Here is a 15957-nt window from a genome sequence, read left to right as displayed (position 1 = left end):
ACGGACCCGTACAAATGCATCCTGTGCGGTAACCGGCTGCGCTTTACCAGCGCACAGGCCGGCAGACACGCCACGGAGTTAGTGGCAGAAAGGCTGCATAACATCGACCGGAAACGATGGCTTCTGGCACAGGCTGCGGGGTAAGTGCGCCTGAAAAACAGGTTTCAGGTTAAAAATACGCAGGGAACAGCATTTTATGACCATAACCCCCCCGACACAGCGATATTACTGCGCTCCTGACGGCAACGTTCATGGTCAGGATATTTTTGAAACGCTTTTCCAGTCTCCTAACCATGGACGGTAGCCACCTGTCTGGTGGATTGTAGGCATGATAGAAGAATGAAATCTGTCGAACATTCTGGCGATATCATGCAGGGAATCACCTTGCTTATATCTGTCCCAGATAATCGCCTTCTGCTCTGGCGTGTAGTTAATCCGAGTTCTTCGTTTCATGGCAACGTCCCCCTTGATTAAGGATAGCGTTGCATCGACCCGTTGAACTCACAGCTCATAGAAGACATGAATACTCTGCTGATTGGTCACTCCGTGCCTGAACAGACGAGGTGCACTATCTACTCAAGAGGACAATTTTATGGGCCACTACAGTATTTGAGATAGGGCAGTTTTTATTGACCCCTTCATGATCAGAAGCTAAATATACCGCCACACTTACATTTATTATGCTACAGAGCATGTTATTTTTAAGTCGCTAGGCACGTTGGAACCATGCGAGGTACTGAGGTTTTACTTTATGGTTCATTTTGGGAAATCGCAAAGAAATTAATTTAAGCAAAAACATTAAATATCAATTCACTATGATGAAAAACACAGGGTAGTCAGCCAACTTTTTTGTGTCTTCAATTTGTTCAGGGAAGGCTGAAGCCAACCCTCTAAATCCAGCTAAACTTCAGCGTTCTCCCGCTTTTCCCTTCACATCCGCCACCACCACATTCCCCCCCATATCCATCATCTGACGCAACGTTGATACCGGAATTCCCCGGTCAACTATCACCGTGTCAAAATCGTTCAGATGAGCAAAGCGGTAGAGTGCCCGGCGTTCAAACTTGGTGTGATCCATCATCAGGATGCGCTGTTTTGCAGAATCGAACATCGCTCGCTTGGTCTCCACGGTCTCCGCCGACTGGTGAAAAACGGTACCGTCCAACACCGCCGACATGCTGACAAAAAAGACGTCCGCACGCAGCCCAGCGATTTCATCGCGCGTGGTGTGGCCCATGAAGGCGTTACACCAGTTGTAGTACTGTCCACCCAGGCCGAGCAAGGTAATATCGCGAATATTGCGCAGCTCGTTCATAAGAGTCAGTGAATTCGTGATCACCGTAAGTGGCGCTCTGGCAGGCAGAAAGCGGGCAATCTGAAAAACGGTGGTGGAATCATCGAGGAAGATGGCTTGCCCCGGTTCAAGATAGCTTGCCGCCACTTCAGCAATCGCCTGCTTTTCTTCAAGCTGGCGCGTAGCGCGGTAAATATCGCTGGATTCCACAAGACTCGTGGCCGTGGCGGAAACCACGCCGCGAGATTTATGCAGCAGTCCACGCTCGGCCAGTTCGTCAATATCACGGTGGGCGGTCATCAGGCTGATATCAAAACGTTCGGTAATATCCTCAATACGGATTGCGCCTTCCGCCATGACCGCTTCAACAATCAGCTGACGGCGTGCCAGTTGGCGAGCCTGACGGCTGTCACCGGGCAGAGTTTCCGCCATAAAAAGATTCAGAGAGTGGTCCTGCAGTGTCTGCGTCATAGTCCGTCCATAAAAGAGATAACAAAATCCCGACCGTTGTAATTACACCGTGTTAGCCACACTTTGGCAACACGGCGTTTGCCCCCGGGCCTGGCGCATAGGCTTCGCCCGGGTAACTCATCTCACGCGAACTTATTCAGAAAGCATAAACGGTGACGTAATCTTCGCCGCGTTATCTTTGGTAATTAACACGCAGTCAAACAGCTGCTTCTCTGACGACGCGCCGGTTTTACCGGTCTTCAGGAAAGTGTCGGCCTGCTCGACCGCTTTGGCGGCGAAAGTAGCCACCGGCTGCATCACGGTATACGCCAGCGTCCCCTCTTTTACCGCATCCACCGCATCCGGGGAGCCATCGAAGCCGCCAACGGTCACCTGCTTCATCTTGCCCGCCTCTTTCAGCGCAGCAATCGCGCCCAGCGCCATCTCATCGTTACCGCTGATCACCCCTTTCACATTCGGGTTAGCCTGCAACAGAGACTGCATCTTGTTATAACCCTGGGTGCGATCCCAGTTAGCCACTTCACTACCCGTCTTTTTCAGCTCCGGGTACTGGCTCAGCACCGTCTCAAAACCGTTGGCCCGGGTAGCAGCGTTGTTGTCAGATGGTGGCCCTTTCAGCTCGACGTAGTCACCAGCATCACCCACCTGCTGCACCCACTGCTGTGCACCGAGCGCCGCACCCTGAGCGTTGTTGGAGACCAGCTGCGCTTTTGCCAGCCCGCTCTGGTTCAGTTCGGCGTTAATAATAAACACCGGAATATGCGCTGCGATGGCCTTTTTCACCGAGCCAACCGAACCGTCGGCGTTCGCCGGGTCAAGAATAATGGCCTTTGATTTATTGGTAATCGCGGTATCAATCAGTTGGCTTTCAGTATTAGTGTCGCCCTTATGTGCGCTCACCTTTGCCGTATAACCGAGCTTCTCCGCGGTTTTCTGCGCCACCTGGCCTTCGGTCAACCAGTAGGGGTTAGAGGGATCGTTGACGATAATGGTCATCAGCCCGTCGGCCCATGTTGGCGTGGCGATAGCGGTAAGTGCAGCCGTGGCTGCGGCCAGGATAAAACGCTTGCTGTTAAGGTACATAGGTTGTTGCTCCGTTATTTTAGGGGTACAAGTTACGGATTAACGTTGGAACGGAGACGACCTGGCTTCCGCCCAAACAGGGAATACACTAACGTCGGCTCCGTCCGTACTGCAGGGTGTTAAGCAGTACGGCGAGCACGATGACCGCGCCGGTAAAGACGGTCTGCCAGTAAGCAGAAACGCCAATGATCACCAGGCCATCAGAGAGAAAACCGATAACGAACGCGCCCAACAGCGTGCCGCGCACGTTACCGCGCCCGCCGGTCAGCGCCGCACCGCCAATCACCACCGCGGCAATCGCCGTCAGTTCGTAGGTGGTACCCGCCGTCGGGCCTGCCGAGGTCAGCTGCGAAGAGAGCACCAGCCCTGCCATCGCCGCGCAGATCCCGGAAAGCACATAGACGCTGATTTTGACGCGCTTCACCGGCACGCCGGAAAGCTCCGCTGCTCGCTCGTTGCCGCCAGAGGCATAAAGCCAGCGACCAAAAGCGGTGCGGCTCAGCAGATAGCCACACAACAGCGCGGTCACCCCGAGAATCAGCACACCAACCGGCACGTTGAAAATACGGTTGAAGCCTAGCCAGTCAAAGCCGGTGTTACCCAGCGATTCGCTGCCGGAAAGCTTGTTGTAGGTGAGCCCATTGGTCATCAGCAATGCGATACCGCGCGCCACGTACAGCGAGCCGAGCGTTGCCACGAAGGCCGGAACACGGCACCAGGCAATCAGCACGCCGTTGACCAGTCCAACCAGCGCGCCGACCACCAGTGTTAGAATCGCCACCGCCCACACCGGCAGGTAAAGCACGACGCCCAGAGCCTCCATATTAATGCCCTGCATCATGTAGCCTGCGCAGACGCCGGCAAGACCCAGAGTTGAACCAACGGAAAGATCGATGCCACCGTTAAGGATAACCAGCAGCATGCCGATAGCCGGCAGGCCAAAAATCGCCACGTGCGAGGCCATCGTCAGGAAGTTCGCGCCGCTGAAGTAATTCGGCGACATCAGTGAGAACACTGCAATAATCACCAGCAAGGCAAAGAACGCACGCCCTTCCAGCAGAATACGCGCCAGGCTCATGCTCTTACCGGTGCCGGTGCTGCTTTTCACGGCCCGGGCTGGCACGGCCAGCTGCTGAGTTCTGTCAGTCATGGTTTTCGCTCCCATTTTCATCGTTATGCCACCAGGGACTCGCCGGAGGCAGCCATGATGCGTTCTTTGGATACAGAAGAGTCAAACACCGCCGAGATGCGGCCCTTACTCATCACCACAATACGGTGTGCAATGCTCAGGCATTCTCCTACTTCAGAGGTGGAGTAGACCACGGCGAGCCCCTGCCGGGCGTTCTCTGCGAGCAGGCGAAACACTTCAGCTTTAGCGCCGATATCAATGCCGCGGCTGGGTTCATCCAGCAAAATCACCTTCGGATGGGTGGCAAGCATTTTGCCGATCACCACCTTCTGTTGGTTGCCGCCGGAGAGTGAACCGATAGTCGCCTCGCCGCCGGCGGTTTTCACCGTGACGTTACGAATGCTCTCGGCAATTAATGCTTTCTCTGTGCGAGTAGACAGCATCAGCCCACGGACGAAGCGCCCAATGCTGGCGAGGGTCAGGTTTTCACCAACGGTCATGGTCTGCACCAGTCCGTCCCGCTGCCGGTCTTCCGGTACTAGCGCCAGGCCGCTAGCGATACGCTCGGCTATGCTCAACCCCGAGATATCACTCTCTTCAAGATGAATTTCCCCGGACGACTGGCGCAGACGACCCGCAACGCACTCCATTAATTCGGTTCGTCCCGCGCCCATCAGACCGTAGATACACACAATTTCCCCGGCGCGAACGTCCAGTGATAGGTTATCCACCAATCGGATACCGGTTTTTCCCTTCACCGTCAGTGATTTCACCGACAGAGCAGTATCACCAAATGCATAGCCCGACGGCGGCGCTCCGAGATCAAAGCTTTCCCCCACCATGTTGCGAACAATCCAGTCGAGGTCGATTTCGTCGCGGCGGGCGTAGGCGGTCATCACGCCGTCGCGCAGCACCACCGCGCGGTCGGTAATTTCCAGTGCTTCTTCGAGATGGTGAGAGATATAAACGATAGCCACACCGTGGCTGGTCAGATCGCGGATCACCTGGAACAGTACCTCCACTTCCGCGGCGCTGAGCGCCGAGGTCGGTTCATCCATGATCAAGATCTTCGAATTCACCGACAGCGCACGGGCGATCTCAACGATCTGCTGCTGCCCAAGACGCAAGTTCTCTACCGGGGTCATAGGGTCAATGTCCTCCTCCAGCGATTTCATCAGGTGACGGGTAATGCGCGTTTCTTCGGCAAAATCGACGCCGCCGGACTTCATGATTTCGCGGCCAATAAAGATGTTGTCGCGTACGTTCATGTTCGGCGCGAGGTTCAACTCCTGGTGAATGATCGAAATACCGTGGTCTCGTGCATCGGTGGCGGAATGGAACACCTTCACCTCGCCATCGAGCAGGATCTCACCGCTGCTCGGCGTGATTACACCGGAAAGGATCTTCATCAACGTCGATTTCCCCGCCCCGTTTTCACCAAACAGCGTGGTGACTTCGCCGCGGCGAATATCAAAGTTCACCCCCTTGAGCGCATGGGTCGAGCCATACACCTTGCTGACATTTTTCGCCGACAGAATTATCTCACCGCGCGTCAGTGCCGGATGGAATTCACGCTGCTTCATTTGACCTCCAGACTGACCGGCGTCACCAGCCAGTTATTCGGGGTGAGTAAGCGGAAAATGCCTACCCCTTCTATATGCTTGCCGGACAGGGTGGCACGGTCGAGTTTGTCGAGCAGCGAGGCTTTCAGCGCCTGGTTTATCGCCGCCCCGGCATTCTGGTACTCAATCTGGTTGGTGAAGTCGCCGAACTGGATCTTGCCAGTCACGTCTCGCAGCTCGGTGCCAGTGAGCACCGGGCCGGTTTGCAGACGCACCTTCTGCTCTTGCGGTAATCCCTCAATGTTAAGGCTAAAGATGCCCGACTTGCCTTCGCCCACGCTGCCAGAGAAGCGGACCGGCAGCACCGGAAGCGTGGTACCGGTGGCATATTTCTTCACCGCTTCCTGCTGATTGACCTTCAGCGCGTTGGCAAGCTCAACGGCTTCCACCGCGTGAGTTTCGACGTAGGTTTTAATTCCCGGATAGGTTTTCTCGCCGTAGGTGGTAGCAGAGAATCCTTGCTCCTGCGCATCCTGCTCGGAACCGATTTTGACCACCTTCGTATTGGCGGCCATCGCTACCACCACTGTTACGGCAACCAGACCACACAGCAGATAACGTTTCATACGACGGCGAGAATGTAGGGTAGAGAGTGCGGAAACACCGGACATAATGTTGACCTCACAGACGGTTAGTGCAGACGCCTTATCGCGTCTTGATGTTATAAATACGATAACTATATGTGATGAGAATTGTTCTTTTGTTGCTCGATTGTCAATTTAGTCTTTGTGATTTTGTGCAGAACGCGATCTGGATCTAACATTTTTATACCATAACAATCACACCACCAACCCGCGTCTCAGAGCCTATAAATTTCATCAAATCGCCCTAAACATGCGGAAAAATCGTGATCGCACTCGCTTTCTGGAATGAAATTTATTCCATTTAAAGAAAAATAATACAGTAGATATGTTAACTATGTGATAGATGATGTATGACTGTATTTATCAAAATACTTACATTCAATTAACATCCCAGTGATGAAGCGATGAGCGCAACCACGCTTCTCATATGAGGTACACACGCCCGGCCAACGGAGGCATTAATGGATAACCGCGATATCATTCTCGGTCTGGACTCAGGTACTTCGGTCGTCAAAGCGGTCGCATTCGATCTCGAGGGTCAGCAGCTCGGCTGCGCGTCGGCGCGTAACCGCTACTCTCGCAGCGCAGGCCACGGTGCGGCGCAGCAGTCGATGAGTCAGACCTGGCAGGATGCCGTTGCCGCCATTAATAAACTCTCCGAGCGCGTAGAGAATCTCGCCGCCCGCGTGGTAGCGATCGCCGTTACCGCACAAGGGGACGGCACCTGGCTGGTTGGCGCTGATAATCGCCCGGTTTCCGACGCCTGGATCTGGCTTGATGCGCGCGCCGCTCCTACCGTTGAAACGCTCTCCCGTTCACCGCTGGCGTGCATGCGTTTTGAAGCGACGGGCACCGGGCTGAACACCTGCCAACAGAGCGCGCAGATGGCCCACATGGATCGCTTTTACCCCGAATTACTTAACGGCAGTGAAGTCGCCCTGCACTGCAAAGACTGGCTGTATCTGAATCTGACCGGCGTGCGCGCCACCGACCCGTCTGAAGCCAGCTTTACCTTTGGCAACTTCCGTACACAGCGTTATGACGACAACGTGATTGCCGCCCTGGGGCTGGAGCATCGTCGCCATCTGCTTCCAGAGATTGTCGACGGAGTCGAAACCACCCACCCACTCGCTGCTGAAGCGGCGGCGCTCACCGGGCTGAAGGCCGGCACACCGGTCTGTCTGGGTTACGTCGATATGGTGATGACCGCGCTGGGAGCAGGCGTTCACACCGGCGAAACCAATACCGCCTGCTCGGTGGTAGGGTCAACGGGCGTGCATCTGCGCACAGTGCCAACCGACAGCGTCTGGCTGAACGACGAGCAGACCGGCTATGTCATCCCCCTGCCGTGGCCGGGCTACGTGACTCAGGTTCAGACCAACATGGCTGCAACGCTCAACCTCGACTGGTTGCTGCATATCGCCAGCGATTTACTGAATAGCTTTGGCTGTGAGGTCGACCACGCCCGTCTGGTGCAGCATATAGACCGTTGGCTCAGCGAGGCCAAGCCCGGCGCGTTGCTCTATCACCCCTATATTTCTGAGGCGGGAGAGCGTGGACCATTCGTCAACGCTGAAGCCCGCGCCAGCTTTGTCGGTCTGAGCTACAGCCATGGCTTTGGTGACATGGTGCGTGCGGTCATTGAAGGGATCGGCTTCGCCGCTCGTGATTGCTATCAGGCAATGGGCGGTGCAATGCCGGGCGAACTACGCCTCACCGGCGGTGCCATTCGTTCACCTCAGCTTCGGCAAATCCTCTCCGCCTGCGTCGGTGCGCCGGTGCGCAGCAACAGCCGCGAAGAGACCGGCGCCGCCGGGGCAGCCATGATGGCTGCAGTCGCCATCGGCGCATATCCCTCGATGTCCCGCTGTGTGGAAACATGGGTCAAACCGTTACTGGATACGCCGGAAGTGCCACCGCCTGAACTGGTCGCGCGCTACCAGCACCTCTTTGGCACTTACCAGCAGCTTCGCAGCGAGCTGCCGTCCGTGTGGCACACCTTACGCCAGCCTGACACGGGCCTTTAATTAAGTTAATGGAGTCTGTCATGAGTGAAAAAATCGTGGATCTGTTTGTTATCGGCGGCGGCATTAACGGCGCAGGCATTGCTCGCGACGCCACCGGACGCGGCTTGTCGGTAATGATGTGTGAAAAAGATGACCTCGCCGAGGGTACCTCCTCACGCTCCGGCAAGTTGGTACACGGTGGGCTGCGCTATCTCGAATACTACGAGTTTCGTCTGGTGCGAGAGGCGCTGATCGAACGTGAGATCCTGCTCAATGCCGCCCCGCATATTATCTGGCCGATGCGTTTCGTGCTGCCACATAACCCAAGCGACCGCCCGGCGTGGTTTATCCGTCTGGGGCTATTCCTTTATGACCATCTCGGCGGACGTAAAAAGCTACCGGGCACCCGCTCGTTGGATCTGCTGCGCGACCCGGAAGGTGCGCCAATCCTCGACAACTTCCATAAAGGTTTTGAGTATTCTGACTGCTGGGTTGACGATGCGCGCCTGGTCACGCTGAACGTCGTAGACGCCGCCGAGCGCGGGGCCACCATTCTCACCCGTACCCGCTGCGTGGCCGCCGAGCGCAAAGCAGGGGCCTGGGAAATTACCGTGCAGAACACGCAAACCGGCGAACAGCGCCACGTGCGGGCAAAGGCACTAGTGAATGCCTCAGGCCCGTGGGTGCTGGACATCATCAACAATGTGACCCGCTCCCACAGCAAACGCAGCGTGCGCCTGGTAAAAGGCTCACACCTGATCGTGCCAAAATTCTGGGAGGGTCAGCAGGCCTACCTGATGCAGAACCACGACAAGCGCGTGATTTTTATTAACCCATATGAAGGGGATAAAGCCTTAATCGGCACCACCGATATTCCGTGGGAAGGCGATGCGGATTCCGTCGAGGCGGATGACCGCGAACAGCAGTATCTGATTGATGCCGTTAACCGCTATTTCAAAGTGAAGCTGACCGCCGCCGATGTCATTACCCGCTTCTCTGGCGTTCGCCCACTATTTGACGATGGCAAAGGCAATCCGTCAGCGGTAACCCGCGATTACGTCTTTGAGCTGGACGAACAGCAGCAGTTGCCGCTACTGCACGTCTTTGGCGGCAAAATCACCACCTTCCGCAAACTTGCTGAACACGCACTACAAAAGCTCGGGCCGTTCTTCCCACAGATGGGGCCAGACTGGACACGCAGCGCACCGCTGCCCGGCGGTGAAATTGCCGGAGCCGATTTTGAATCCTATCTGCAAACGCTGAAAGAGCAGTACGCCTGGCTGCCCGCACCGCTGCGCAAACACTACGCCCGGCTTTACGGCGCGCGTCTGCCACAGGTGCTGGGCGGAGCGAAGCAGATGGCGGATTTAGGCCGTCACTTTGGCGGGCTGCTCTATGAAGCCGAAGTGCGCTATCTGGTTGAAAAAGAGTGGGCGCAGCAGCCGGAAGACGTGTTATGGCGTCGTACCAAGCATCGGCTGCACCTGAGCGAAACGCAACAGCAGGTATTCAGCGACTGGTTCACCACGACCTTCGTTACCGAACCCTGCGCGCAGGCCAGCTAAGGAGACAACTATGGCACTTACCCTTTCGCTTAACACCAATCCGCTGGTTAACCGCTTTGCGGAACCCGAGGAGTTGATTCAGACCATTGCGCAGCAGATCCGCATTCGCAACGTTCAACTGACGCATGAATTCATCAACCCAGGCTGGCCGGCGGCGACCATCAATCAAATGACCCGACGGATGAAAAAATCCCTGCGGGAGACCGGTGTACGCGTCACCTCCGGGATGACTGGCCCATATGGTCGCCTTAACCATTTTGGTCATCCGGATGCCAGCGTGCGCCGCTACTATATTGACTGGTTTAAAACCTTTGCGGACATTACGGCTGAACTGGGCGGCGATTCGGTGGGCTCACAGTTTGCCATTTTTACCCTACGCGACTTTCATGACCCTGCTCGCCGCGATGCACTCATGGCTATCGCCATTGACTGTTGGGCGGAAGTCGCCGAACACGCTAAATCAGCCGGGCTGAAATATCTGTTTTGGGAGCCGATGAGCGTTGGGCGTGAGTTTGGCGAAACGATTCCCGCCTGCCTGGCGCTGCAAAAACGGCTGAGCGCTGAACCAATGGCGCTACCAATGTGGATGATGGCGGACATTGACCACGGTGATGTCACCTCCACCGATCCGCGCGATTATGACCCCTACGCGTGGGCCGAGGCGGTACCGCGCTACTCACCAATTATTCATATAAAACAAAGCATGGCGGACAAAGGCGGACATCGGCCTTTTACGTTACAGTATAATACCCACGGTCGGATCCAGCCGGAGCCGCTGCTGAACGCCTTTGCGCGCGGCGGCGCACAGAATAATGAAATCTGTCTGGAGCTGAGCTTTAAAGAGCGCGAACCGACCGACAGCCAGGCCGTTGCCGATATCGCAGAGAGCGTCGCATTCTGGGCTCCTCATATCGATACTGGTGTGCAGGATCTGAACATTTAACTTTGCTGGCCAGGGCCAGTTCACAGGAGTCAGTGATGTCATCGTTAAAGGTAGCGTTTATTAAAGCCAACTGGCATAGCGATATCGTGTCGCAGGCGCTGGTCGGTTTTCAGCAGGAAATGGAGAGCCAGCGCGTCAGCTGTGACGTGCAAAGCTGGGACGTGCCCGGCGCGTTCGAGATGCCTCTCCTGGCTCAGCGATTAGCCAAAAGCGGCCGTTATGATGCGATCGTCTGCGCCGCGCTGGTCGTCGACGGCGGTATCTATCGCCACGATTTTGTCGCACAGGCGGTGGTCAGCGGCCTGATGCAGGCCCAGCTTGCGACTGAAGTACCGATGTACTCCATTTCACTGACGCCGCATCACTTCCAGCCAACGACGGAACATATCGGCTTTTATACCGATCACTTTGTGAAAAAAGGCCAGGAGGCCGCACGGGCGGTGGTGCAAATCCACAACCTGCCGCTGCCAAAAGATTAAGACATGAAAAACCCTATCGTTCCCGACAACGAAGAGTCACTCTGCCTGCGCGCCGCCTGGCTCCACTATATTGGCGGCCTCACTCAGGCCGCCGTTGCCAAACGACTGGGACTGTCTTCGGTGAAAACCCACCGTCTGATAGCCCGCGCCGTGGCGGAAGGCGCAGTGAAGGTCACCATCGACGGTAATATTGTCGCCTGCGTCGAGCTGGAATCTCGCCTCTCCGCCTGCTTTGGCCTGAATTTTTGCCGCGTGACGCCGGACCTCGCGGAAGAAGGGCTGCCGGTGCGCGCACTGGGGCTCGCCGGAGCAGAGTATCTGCGCAACCTGCTGAGCAATAACCCGGATATCACCATCGGCATTGGTCATGGGCGCACGCTTTCCGCCGCCATCCACCGGCTCCCACATCTTGATGCTTCCCACGCACGCTTTGTCTCGCTGCTGGGCTGCCTGACGCGCAACTACGCGCTCAACCCGCACGACGTTATGCATCGTATCGCTGAAAAAACCGGGGCGCAGGCTTATATGATGCCGGTTCCGTTCTTTGCCAACACCGTAGAGGATCGCGAAGTGCTGCTCTCCCAGCGCGGGGTGAGCGAAGTGTTCAGCATGGCGGCGGGCAGTACGGTGAAGCTGGTAGGCATTGGCACCGTCGAACCAGCGGCACAGCTGGTGGAAGCCGGTCTGATTGCGGTACAGGAGATTAACGATATTTCCGCAGCAGGGGCAATTGGAGAAATGCTGGGACACTTCTTCGATGCGCGCGGTCAGCGGATCACCAACGGCCTGACGGCCAGAACTATGGCGGTATCGCTCGATGCACGTCGCCGAGAAAATATCGTCGCGCTGGTCGGCGGTAAGAGCAAAGTCGCGGCAACAAAAGCGGTACTGGCAAGCGGCCTGCTCAGCGGACTGATTACCGACGAGCAAACCGCGCAGGCGCTACTGGCTGAGGCTTAATACCGTACGAATATTTCGGGCACTGGTGGCGATAATATCAATCGCCCCGGTGCGCAGGGCGCCCATGATTGCCATCGCCTTGGTATTTTCCGAGGCAATCGCAATCACGCAGGGAATCTGACGCAGCTCTTCAATACTCAGACCAATCACCCTATTGTCCATCACCGTATTCACGTGTTCGCCGCGGGCGTTAAAGAAATCGTAGCCGGCAATATCACCAATCACGCCCTGATGCAGCCCCGCGTTGCTGATCTCCTGTGGAGTAAACCAGCCCAGCTTCACCATATAGCTGTCTTCATTCATATCGCCAATTCCCACCAGCGCAATATCTGCTTTTCGCGCTCGGTCGAGGGTGTCTTTGATAGTGCCATTTTGCAGCAGAAGCTCTTTGAGCTGGCGATTTTCCACGTAGGCGGGCGCGTACAGCGACTCGCTGCTGCCACCAAATTTACGGGCCAGCAGACGGCTGATATGGTCTGAATTAATCACGTCACCAGGGCGATGCGTCCCGCCAATACCGCAGATAAATCGGCAGTCGCGCGGCGAAATCGCACCGGCGTTTTCGGCCACTGCCGCCACATTACGCCCCTGCCCAACGGCCACCGTCACGTTATCTTTAAGCACGTTATTGAGATAGCTTGAGACCAGCGAGGCCACCTGACGACGCTGCTCACCCTCATCGGCGTAGTCAAGGGCGATAAGCGCCCGGCTGACGGGGAAACGTTCGGTCAGTTGCTTTTCCAGTTGGGTACTGAAGATAGGGTGGTAGCGCACGTTGATTTCAACGATCCCTTCCTCCTTCGCCCGCTTCAGTAGTCGCCCGACCTTGATGCGGGAAAAACCAAACTTATTCGCAATCTCCTCCTGCGTCACTTCATCACAATAGTAAGCAACCGCGATTTCGGTAAGTAACTCGTACTCCTGCGACACAGTGGGTTTATCCATGCGACGTGATTCTCCAGAGCTATAGGTTAGTGCCGGTCAGTATATCAGAAACACATTTTTAACCGCGCGCGGGTGCTGCCAGCGCGATCGCTTCATCCAGAATAGTGGCTACCGCCTGCGGCTGATGGGAAAAGCGACCAAGGAAAATACCGTCGGCGTCCGGCCACAGTCGAGTGAGCAGGCCCGGCCCGGCGCTACCGCCGTAGATAACCCGGCACTGCTGGCCAAAGCGCTGATGCAGCGCATCGCGCAGCGTGCGGCAGACGTGGCGAATAAAGTTATCGCTGGCGGGCTCCGCCGCGCCGATGGCCCACTGCGGTTCCCAGGCAAAAATCAGCGACGGCAGCGGTAGCGGGCGGTGTGCCAGCAACGCCTGCGCCTGCTCCAGTGCGAAGGCAGCCGCATCGCTGGCGCTCATCCGCTGCTCTTCGCCAATACAGATAACCGGCGTCAGTCCGCTGGCGAAGGCCATGTCAATTTTGCGGTTAATCACCGCGACCGTTTCGCCAAAGTGACGGCGGCGCTCGGCGTGGCCGATTTCCACGTACCGGCAGCCCATCTCCTGCAACAGGCTGGCGCTGGTTTCCCCGGTCCAGGCCCCGGCAGGCGCTTCGCAGACGTTCTGCGCCCCGGTGGCCATGCGGGTATCGGCAAAGACGCGCAGCGCGACAGGCAGGGTGGGCATCGCGGGGAAGGTAAACAGCTCAACCGGCGCACGGGCCAGCATGGGCTGTCGGAGCATAGCCGCCACCGCCTCGCACCACTGCTGCGTTTGCTGATAGCCAAAGTAGGCCTTATGGCTAATACCGACAATCACATGTCCACTCATATTTCCCCCGAATGACCAGCCTGTTTACGACCGTCCCGCGGCCATCAAATGAACACTATCAGTTCAATAGTACAAAACAAATGCAGCCTCAAAGAAACTGTGACCTCTCTCATAATTTCGTCAACAGCCATGCATTCCTCCCCTCTTGGTCCTTTTTTATTCGCCTTCACAAGGCTAATAATAAATGAACATAAGAACATAGATTGAACTTTAGTACATCATCACAACGCTATGCACTCATCTGCGAGGAAAAACCATGTTAAAAGTTGCTATTGGAGCCGATGATGCGGCTACCACCCTGAAAAATCAGGTGAAAACCTATCTGCAGGAAAAAGGGATCGAGGTCGTGGACTTCAGCCACGACGTTGCCGGCAACGATCAAATGTACCCGGACATCGCCTTTAACCTCGCCTCGTCTATTCGCGAGGGGCAATTTGAACGCGGGATCCTGCTGTGCGGCACCGGGATCGGGATGGCGATCGTCGCCAATAAAGTGCCGGGGATCCGCGCCGCCCAGTGTCATGATGTCTACTCCGCCTCCCGCGCCCGCAAGAGCAACAACGCGCAGGTAATGACTCTCGGTGCCCGCGTTATCGGCAGCGAGCTGGCATTAACCATCGTCGACAGCTGGCTGGATGCAGAATTTGAAGCGGGCCGTTCGGCGTCAAAAGTTGAGCGTATCGCCTACTACGAAAACAAGGTTCACACCCACAACTCACAGTGATAAGGGGTTTGCCGCGATGACTCTGTTAGAGAAACTTAAAGCAGTGACAACGGTGGTGGCGGATAGCGGTGACATGAACGCTATCCGCGAGTATCACCCTGAAGATGTCACCACCAATCCGTCGTTGATTTTGAAGGCAGCAGCGCAGCCGATCTACCAGCCACTGATCGAGCAGGCAGTCTCGCTGGCCCGCCAGCAGGGCGGCTCGCAGGAAACACAGTTGATCAATGCCAGCGATCATCTGGCAGTGAAAATCGGCGTGGCGCTGCTAAGCCAGGTTCCCGGCAAAGTCTCCACCGAGGTGGATGCCCGTCTCTCCTACGACCGGGGGCTGTGCGTGGCGAAAGCGCGCAAGCTTATTCGCCTGTACGAGCATCAGGGTGTTGACCGTTCCCGCGTGCTGATTAAGCTTGCCTCTACCTGGCAGGGCATCAAGGCGGCGGAAGAGCTGGAGCGCGAGGGGATCCACTGTAACCTGACGCTGCTCTTCTCCTTCGCTCAGGCCCGCGCGTGCGCCGAAGCGGGGGTGTGGCTGATATCCCCGTTTGTCGGGCGTATTTACGACTGGTATCGCGACCGCAATCTACTGACCAGCGACGACCCCCAGCAAGACCCGGGAGTGGTCTCTGTCCGTCGGATCTATGACTATTACAAGCAGCATCGTTACCCCACGGTCATTATGGGGGCCAGCTTCCGTAAGGTAGAGCAGGTGCTGGCTCTCGCAGGCTGCGACCGTTTAACCATTTCCCCTGCGCTGCTCGACGAGCTGGCAACGCACGATGGCGAACTGCCAATGATGCTGAAGCCACCGGTGATTGCCCTAGAAGCCCCTTCACCACTCTCGGAGTCGGAGTTTAACTGGCTACATAATCAGGACCCGATGGCGGTGGATAAACTAGCAGAAGGTATTCGCCTGTTTGCCCAGGATCAGGAGAAGCTGGAGGGGCTGCTGAAGGCGGCTTTTGCCAGAGAGGCTGTTGGGCAGGTGTAACTGTTTTGTTGCCTCGACCTTATTCAGGTGCTGGGGAAATGGCGGAAGCCCGTACGGAACTAACCCCGCGGGCTTTTTTACCTCTCAGACGTGCTGTCAGCGGATTTGTCTGTTGGCCATTGTCGTCAAAAGCGGCATCGAGGTTTGTCCGTAAGAGATAAACACCGTTTACTCCAGGATTGAGTACCAAAGCATATCGTCTGGACCATTCTCTGTCGCTCATTACGCGGTAATTCCAGCCCATGTCTTTCGCTGTTTCCAGCGCATATGTCAGCCGGAACATGTCGTTCTGTTCAGTCAGCTCGCCGGTACAGGAGCGCCAGACATAGTCC

Annotated in this window: 14 protein-coding genes and 3 pseudogenes; 8 read left to right on the top strand and 9 right to left on the bottom strand. The window is 56.3% G+C overall.

The genetic code is table 11. The features are described from left to right. Positions 1–144: pseudogene (locus ACZAHD_RS16470) on the top strand (IS91 family transposase); the annotation flags it as partial. Positions 145–294: 150 nt separating this feature from the next. Here the strand turns inward: ACZAHD_RS16470 and ACZAHD_RS16465 are convergent. The 6 genes and pseudogenes from ACZAHD_RS16465 to ACZAHD_RS16440 all read right to left on the bottom strand — a co-directional run. Beyond that, positions 295–453 (bottom strand): annotated as a pseudogene (locus ACZAHD_RS16465) (IS30 family transposase); the annotation flags it as partial. A gap of 454 nt (positions 454–907) precedes the next feature. Then, positions 908–1765, bottom strand: coding sequence for a DeoR/GlpR family DNA-binding transcription regulator (locus ACZAHD_RS16460; RefSeq protein WP_462457724.1), 858 nt, complete (start codon positions 1763–1765; stop codon positions 908–910). Between the two features lie 132 nt (positions 1766–1897). Beyond that, positions 1898–2848 (bottom strand): substrate-binding domain-containing protein, encoded by a 951-nt coding sequence (locus tag ACZAHD_RS16455; RefSeq protein WP_462457723.1) that lies wholly within the window; start codon positions 2846–2848, stop codon positions 1898–1900. Positions 2849–2936: 88 nt separating this feature from the next. Further along, on the bottom strand, positions 2937–3998 hold the full coding sequence (locus tag ACZAHD_RS16450) for an ABC transporter permease (protein ID WP_462457722.1): 1062 nt from the start codon (positions 3996–3998) through the stop codon (positions 2937–2939). Positions 3999–4021: 23 nt separating this feature from the next. Beyond that, positions 4022–5560, bottom strand: coding sequence for a sugar ABC transporter ATP-binding protein (locus tag ACZAHD_RS16445; RefSeq protein WP_462457721.1), 1539 nt, complete (start codon positions 5558–5560; stop codon positions 4022–4024). After that, entirely contained in the window at positions 5557–6210 is a 654-nt protein-coding gene (locus tag ACZAHD_RS16440) for a DUF2291 family protein (protein ID WP_462457720.1), read from the bottom strand. The genes ACZAHD_RS16445 and ACZAHD_RS16440 overlap by 4 nt, the downstream gene beginning before the upstream one ends. A 434-nt stretch (positions 6211–6644) precedes the next feature. Between ACZAHD_RS16440 and ACZAHD_RS16435 the strand changes: the two genes are divergently transcribed. Genes ACZAHD_RS16435 through ACZAHD_RS16415 form a run of 5 tightly spaced genes read left to right on the top strand, consistent with a single transcriptional unit; the run spans position 6645 to position 12136 of the window. After that, on the top strand, positions 6645–8210 hold the full coding sequence (locus ACZAHD_RS16435; RefSeq protein ID WP_462457719.1) for an FGGY family carbohydrate kinase: 1566 nt from the start codon (positions 6645–6647) through the stop codon (positions 8208–8210). 20 nt (positions 8211–8230) lie between these two features. Continuing rightward, entirely contained in the window at positions 8231–9754 is a 1524-nt protein-coding gene (locus ACZAHD_RS16430; RefSeq protein ID WP_462457718.1) for a glycerol-3-phosphate dehydrogenase, read from the top strand. Positions 9755–9764: 10 nt separating this feature from the next. Then, positions 9765–10697 carry a sugar phosphate isomerase/epimerase family protein gene (locus tag ACZAHD_RS16425; protein WP_462457717.1) on the top strand — a complete coding sequence of 311 codons (933 nt, stop codon included), beginning with the start codon at positions 9765–9767 and terminating at the stop codon, positions 10695–10697. A gap of 5 nt (positions 10698–10702) precedes the next feature. Beyond that, positions 10703–11176, top strand: coding sequence for a 6,7-dimethyl-8-ribityllumazine synthase (locus tag ACZAHD_RS16420; RefSeq protein ID WP_462457725.1), 474 nt, complete (start codon positions 10703–10705; stop codon positions 11174–11176). A 3-nt stretch (positions 11177–11179) separates the two neighbouring features. Further along, entirely contained in the window at positions 11180–12136 is a 957-nt protein-coding gene (locus ACZAHD_RS16415; RefSeq protein ID WP_462457716.1) for a sugar-binding transcriptional regulator, read from the top strand. Here ACZAHD_RS16415 and ACZAHD_RS16410 read toward each other — a convergent pair. Together ACZAHD_RS16410 and ACZAHD_RS16405 are read right to left on the bottom strand one after the other, a co-directional pair. After that, a complete protein-coding gene (locus ACZAHD_RS16410) occupies positions 12119–13081 on the bottom strand; it encodes a sugar-binding transcriptional regulator (protein WP_462457715.1) in 963 nt (320 codons plus the stop codon). The two genes, ACZAHD_RS16415 and ACZAHD_RS16410, sit on opposite strands and share 18 nt — an antisense overlap. A gap of 58 nt (positions 13082–13139) precedes the next feature. After that, a complete protein-coding gene (locus ACZAHD_RS16405; RefSeq protein ID WP_462457714.1) occupies positions 13140–13910 on the bottom strand; it encodes a triose-phosphate isomerase family protein in 771 nt (256 codons plus the stop codon). 256 nt (positions 13911–14166) lie between these two features. Here ACZAHD_RS16405 and rpiB point away from each other — a divergent pair, with 256 nt between their 5' ends. After that, complete coding sequence (gene rpiB / locus ACZAHD_RS16400; RefSeq protein ID WP_462457713.1) at positions 14167–14634, top strand: ribose 5-phosphate isomerase B; 468 nt, start codon at positions 14167–14169, stop codon at positions 14632–14634. 16 nt (positions 14635–14650) lie between these two features. Continuing rightward, the gene (gene tal, locus ACZAHD_RS16395; protein ID WP_462457712.1) at positions 14651–15625 is read left to right on the top strand and encodes a transaldolase; all 975 of its coding nucleotides are present in this window, start codon (positions 14651–14653) and stop codon (positions 15623–15625) included. A gap of 19 nt (positions 15626–15644) precedes the next feature. Here the strand turns inward: tal and ACZAHD_RS16390 are convergent. Beyond that, positions 15645–15957: pseudogene (locus ACZAHD_RS16390) on the bottom strand (DUF2913 family protein); the annotation flags it as partial.

The organism is Raoultella sp. (assembly GCF_039594335.1).
Taxonomy (GTDB): Bacteria; Pseudomonadota; Gammaproteobacteria; order Enterobacterales; family Enterobacteriaceae; genus Klebsiella.
This window is presented reverse-complemented; position numbering and strand designations above follow the sequence as displayed.

Excerpts from the sequence above, each read along its gene's own strand:
- ACZAHD_RS16460 (WP_462457724.1), bottom strand. The coding sequence starts at position 1,765 with ATGACGCAGACACTGCAGGACCACTCTCTGAATCTTTTTATGGCGGAA.
- ACZAHD_RS16410 (WP_462457715.1), bottom strand. The coding sequence starts at position 13,081 with ATGGATAAACCCACTGTGTCGCAGGAGTACGAGTTACTTACCGAAATC.
- ACZAHD_RS16455 (WP_462457723.1), bottom strand. The coding sequence starts at position 2,848 with ATGTACCTTAACAGCAAGCGTTTTATCCTGGCCGCAGCCACGGCTGCA.
- ACZAHD_RS16450 (WP_462457722.1), bottom strand. The coding sequence starts at position 3,998 with ATGACTGACAGAACTCAGCAGCTGGCCGTGCCAGCCCGGGCCGTGAAA.
- ACZAHD_RS16425 (WP_462457717.1), top strand. The coding sequence starts at position 9,765 with ATGGCACTTACCCTTTCGCTTAACACCAATCCGCTGGTTAACCGCTTT.
- tal (WP_462457712.1), top strand. The coding sequence starts at position 14,651 with ATGACTCTGTTAGAGAAACTTAAAGCAGTGACAACGGTGGTGGCGGAT.
- ACZAHD_RS16405 (WP_462457714.1), bottom strand. The coding sequence starts at position 13,910 with ATGAGTGGACATGTGATTGTCGGTATTAGCCATAAGGCCTACTTTGGC.
- ACZAHD_RS16415 (WP_462457716.1), top strand. The coding sequence starts at position 11,180 with ATGAAAAACCCTATCGTTCCCGACAACGAAGAGTCACTCTGCCTGCGC.
- ACZAHD_RS16435 (WP_462457719.1), top strand. The coding sequence starts at position 6,645 with ATGGATAACCGCGATATCATTCTCGGTCTGGACTCAGGTACTTCGGTC.
- ACZAHD_RS16440 (WP_462457720.1), bottom strand. The coding sequence starts at position 6,210 with ATGTCCGGTGTTTCCGCACTCTCTACCCTACATTCTCGCCGTCGTATG.
- rpiB (WP_462457713.1), top strand. The coding sequence starts at position 14,167 with ATGTTAAAAGTTGCTATTGGAGCCGATGATGCGGCTACCACCCTGAAA.
- ACZAHD_RS16430 (WP_462457718.1), top strand. The coding sequence starts at position 8,231 with ATGAGTGAAAAAATCGTGGATCTGTTTGTTATCGGCGGCGGCATTAAC.
- ACZAHD_RS16445 (WP_462457721.1), bottom strand. The coding sequence starts at position 5,560 with ATGAAGCAGCGTGAATTCCATCCGGCACTGACGCGCGGTGAGATAATT.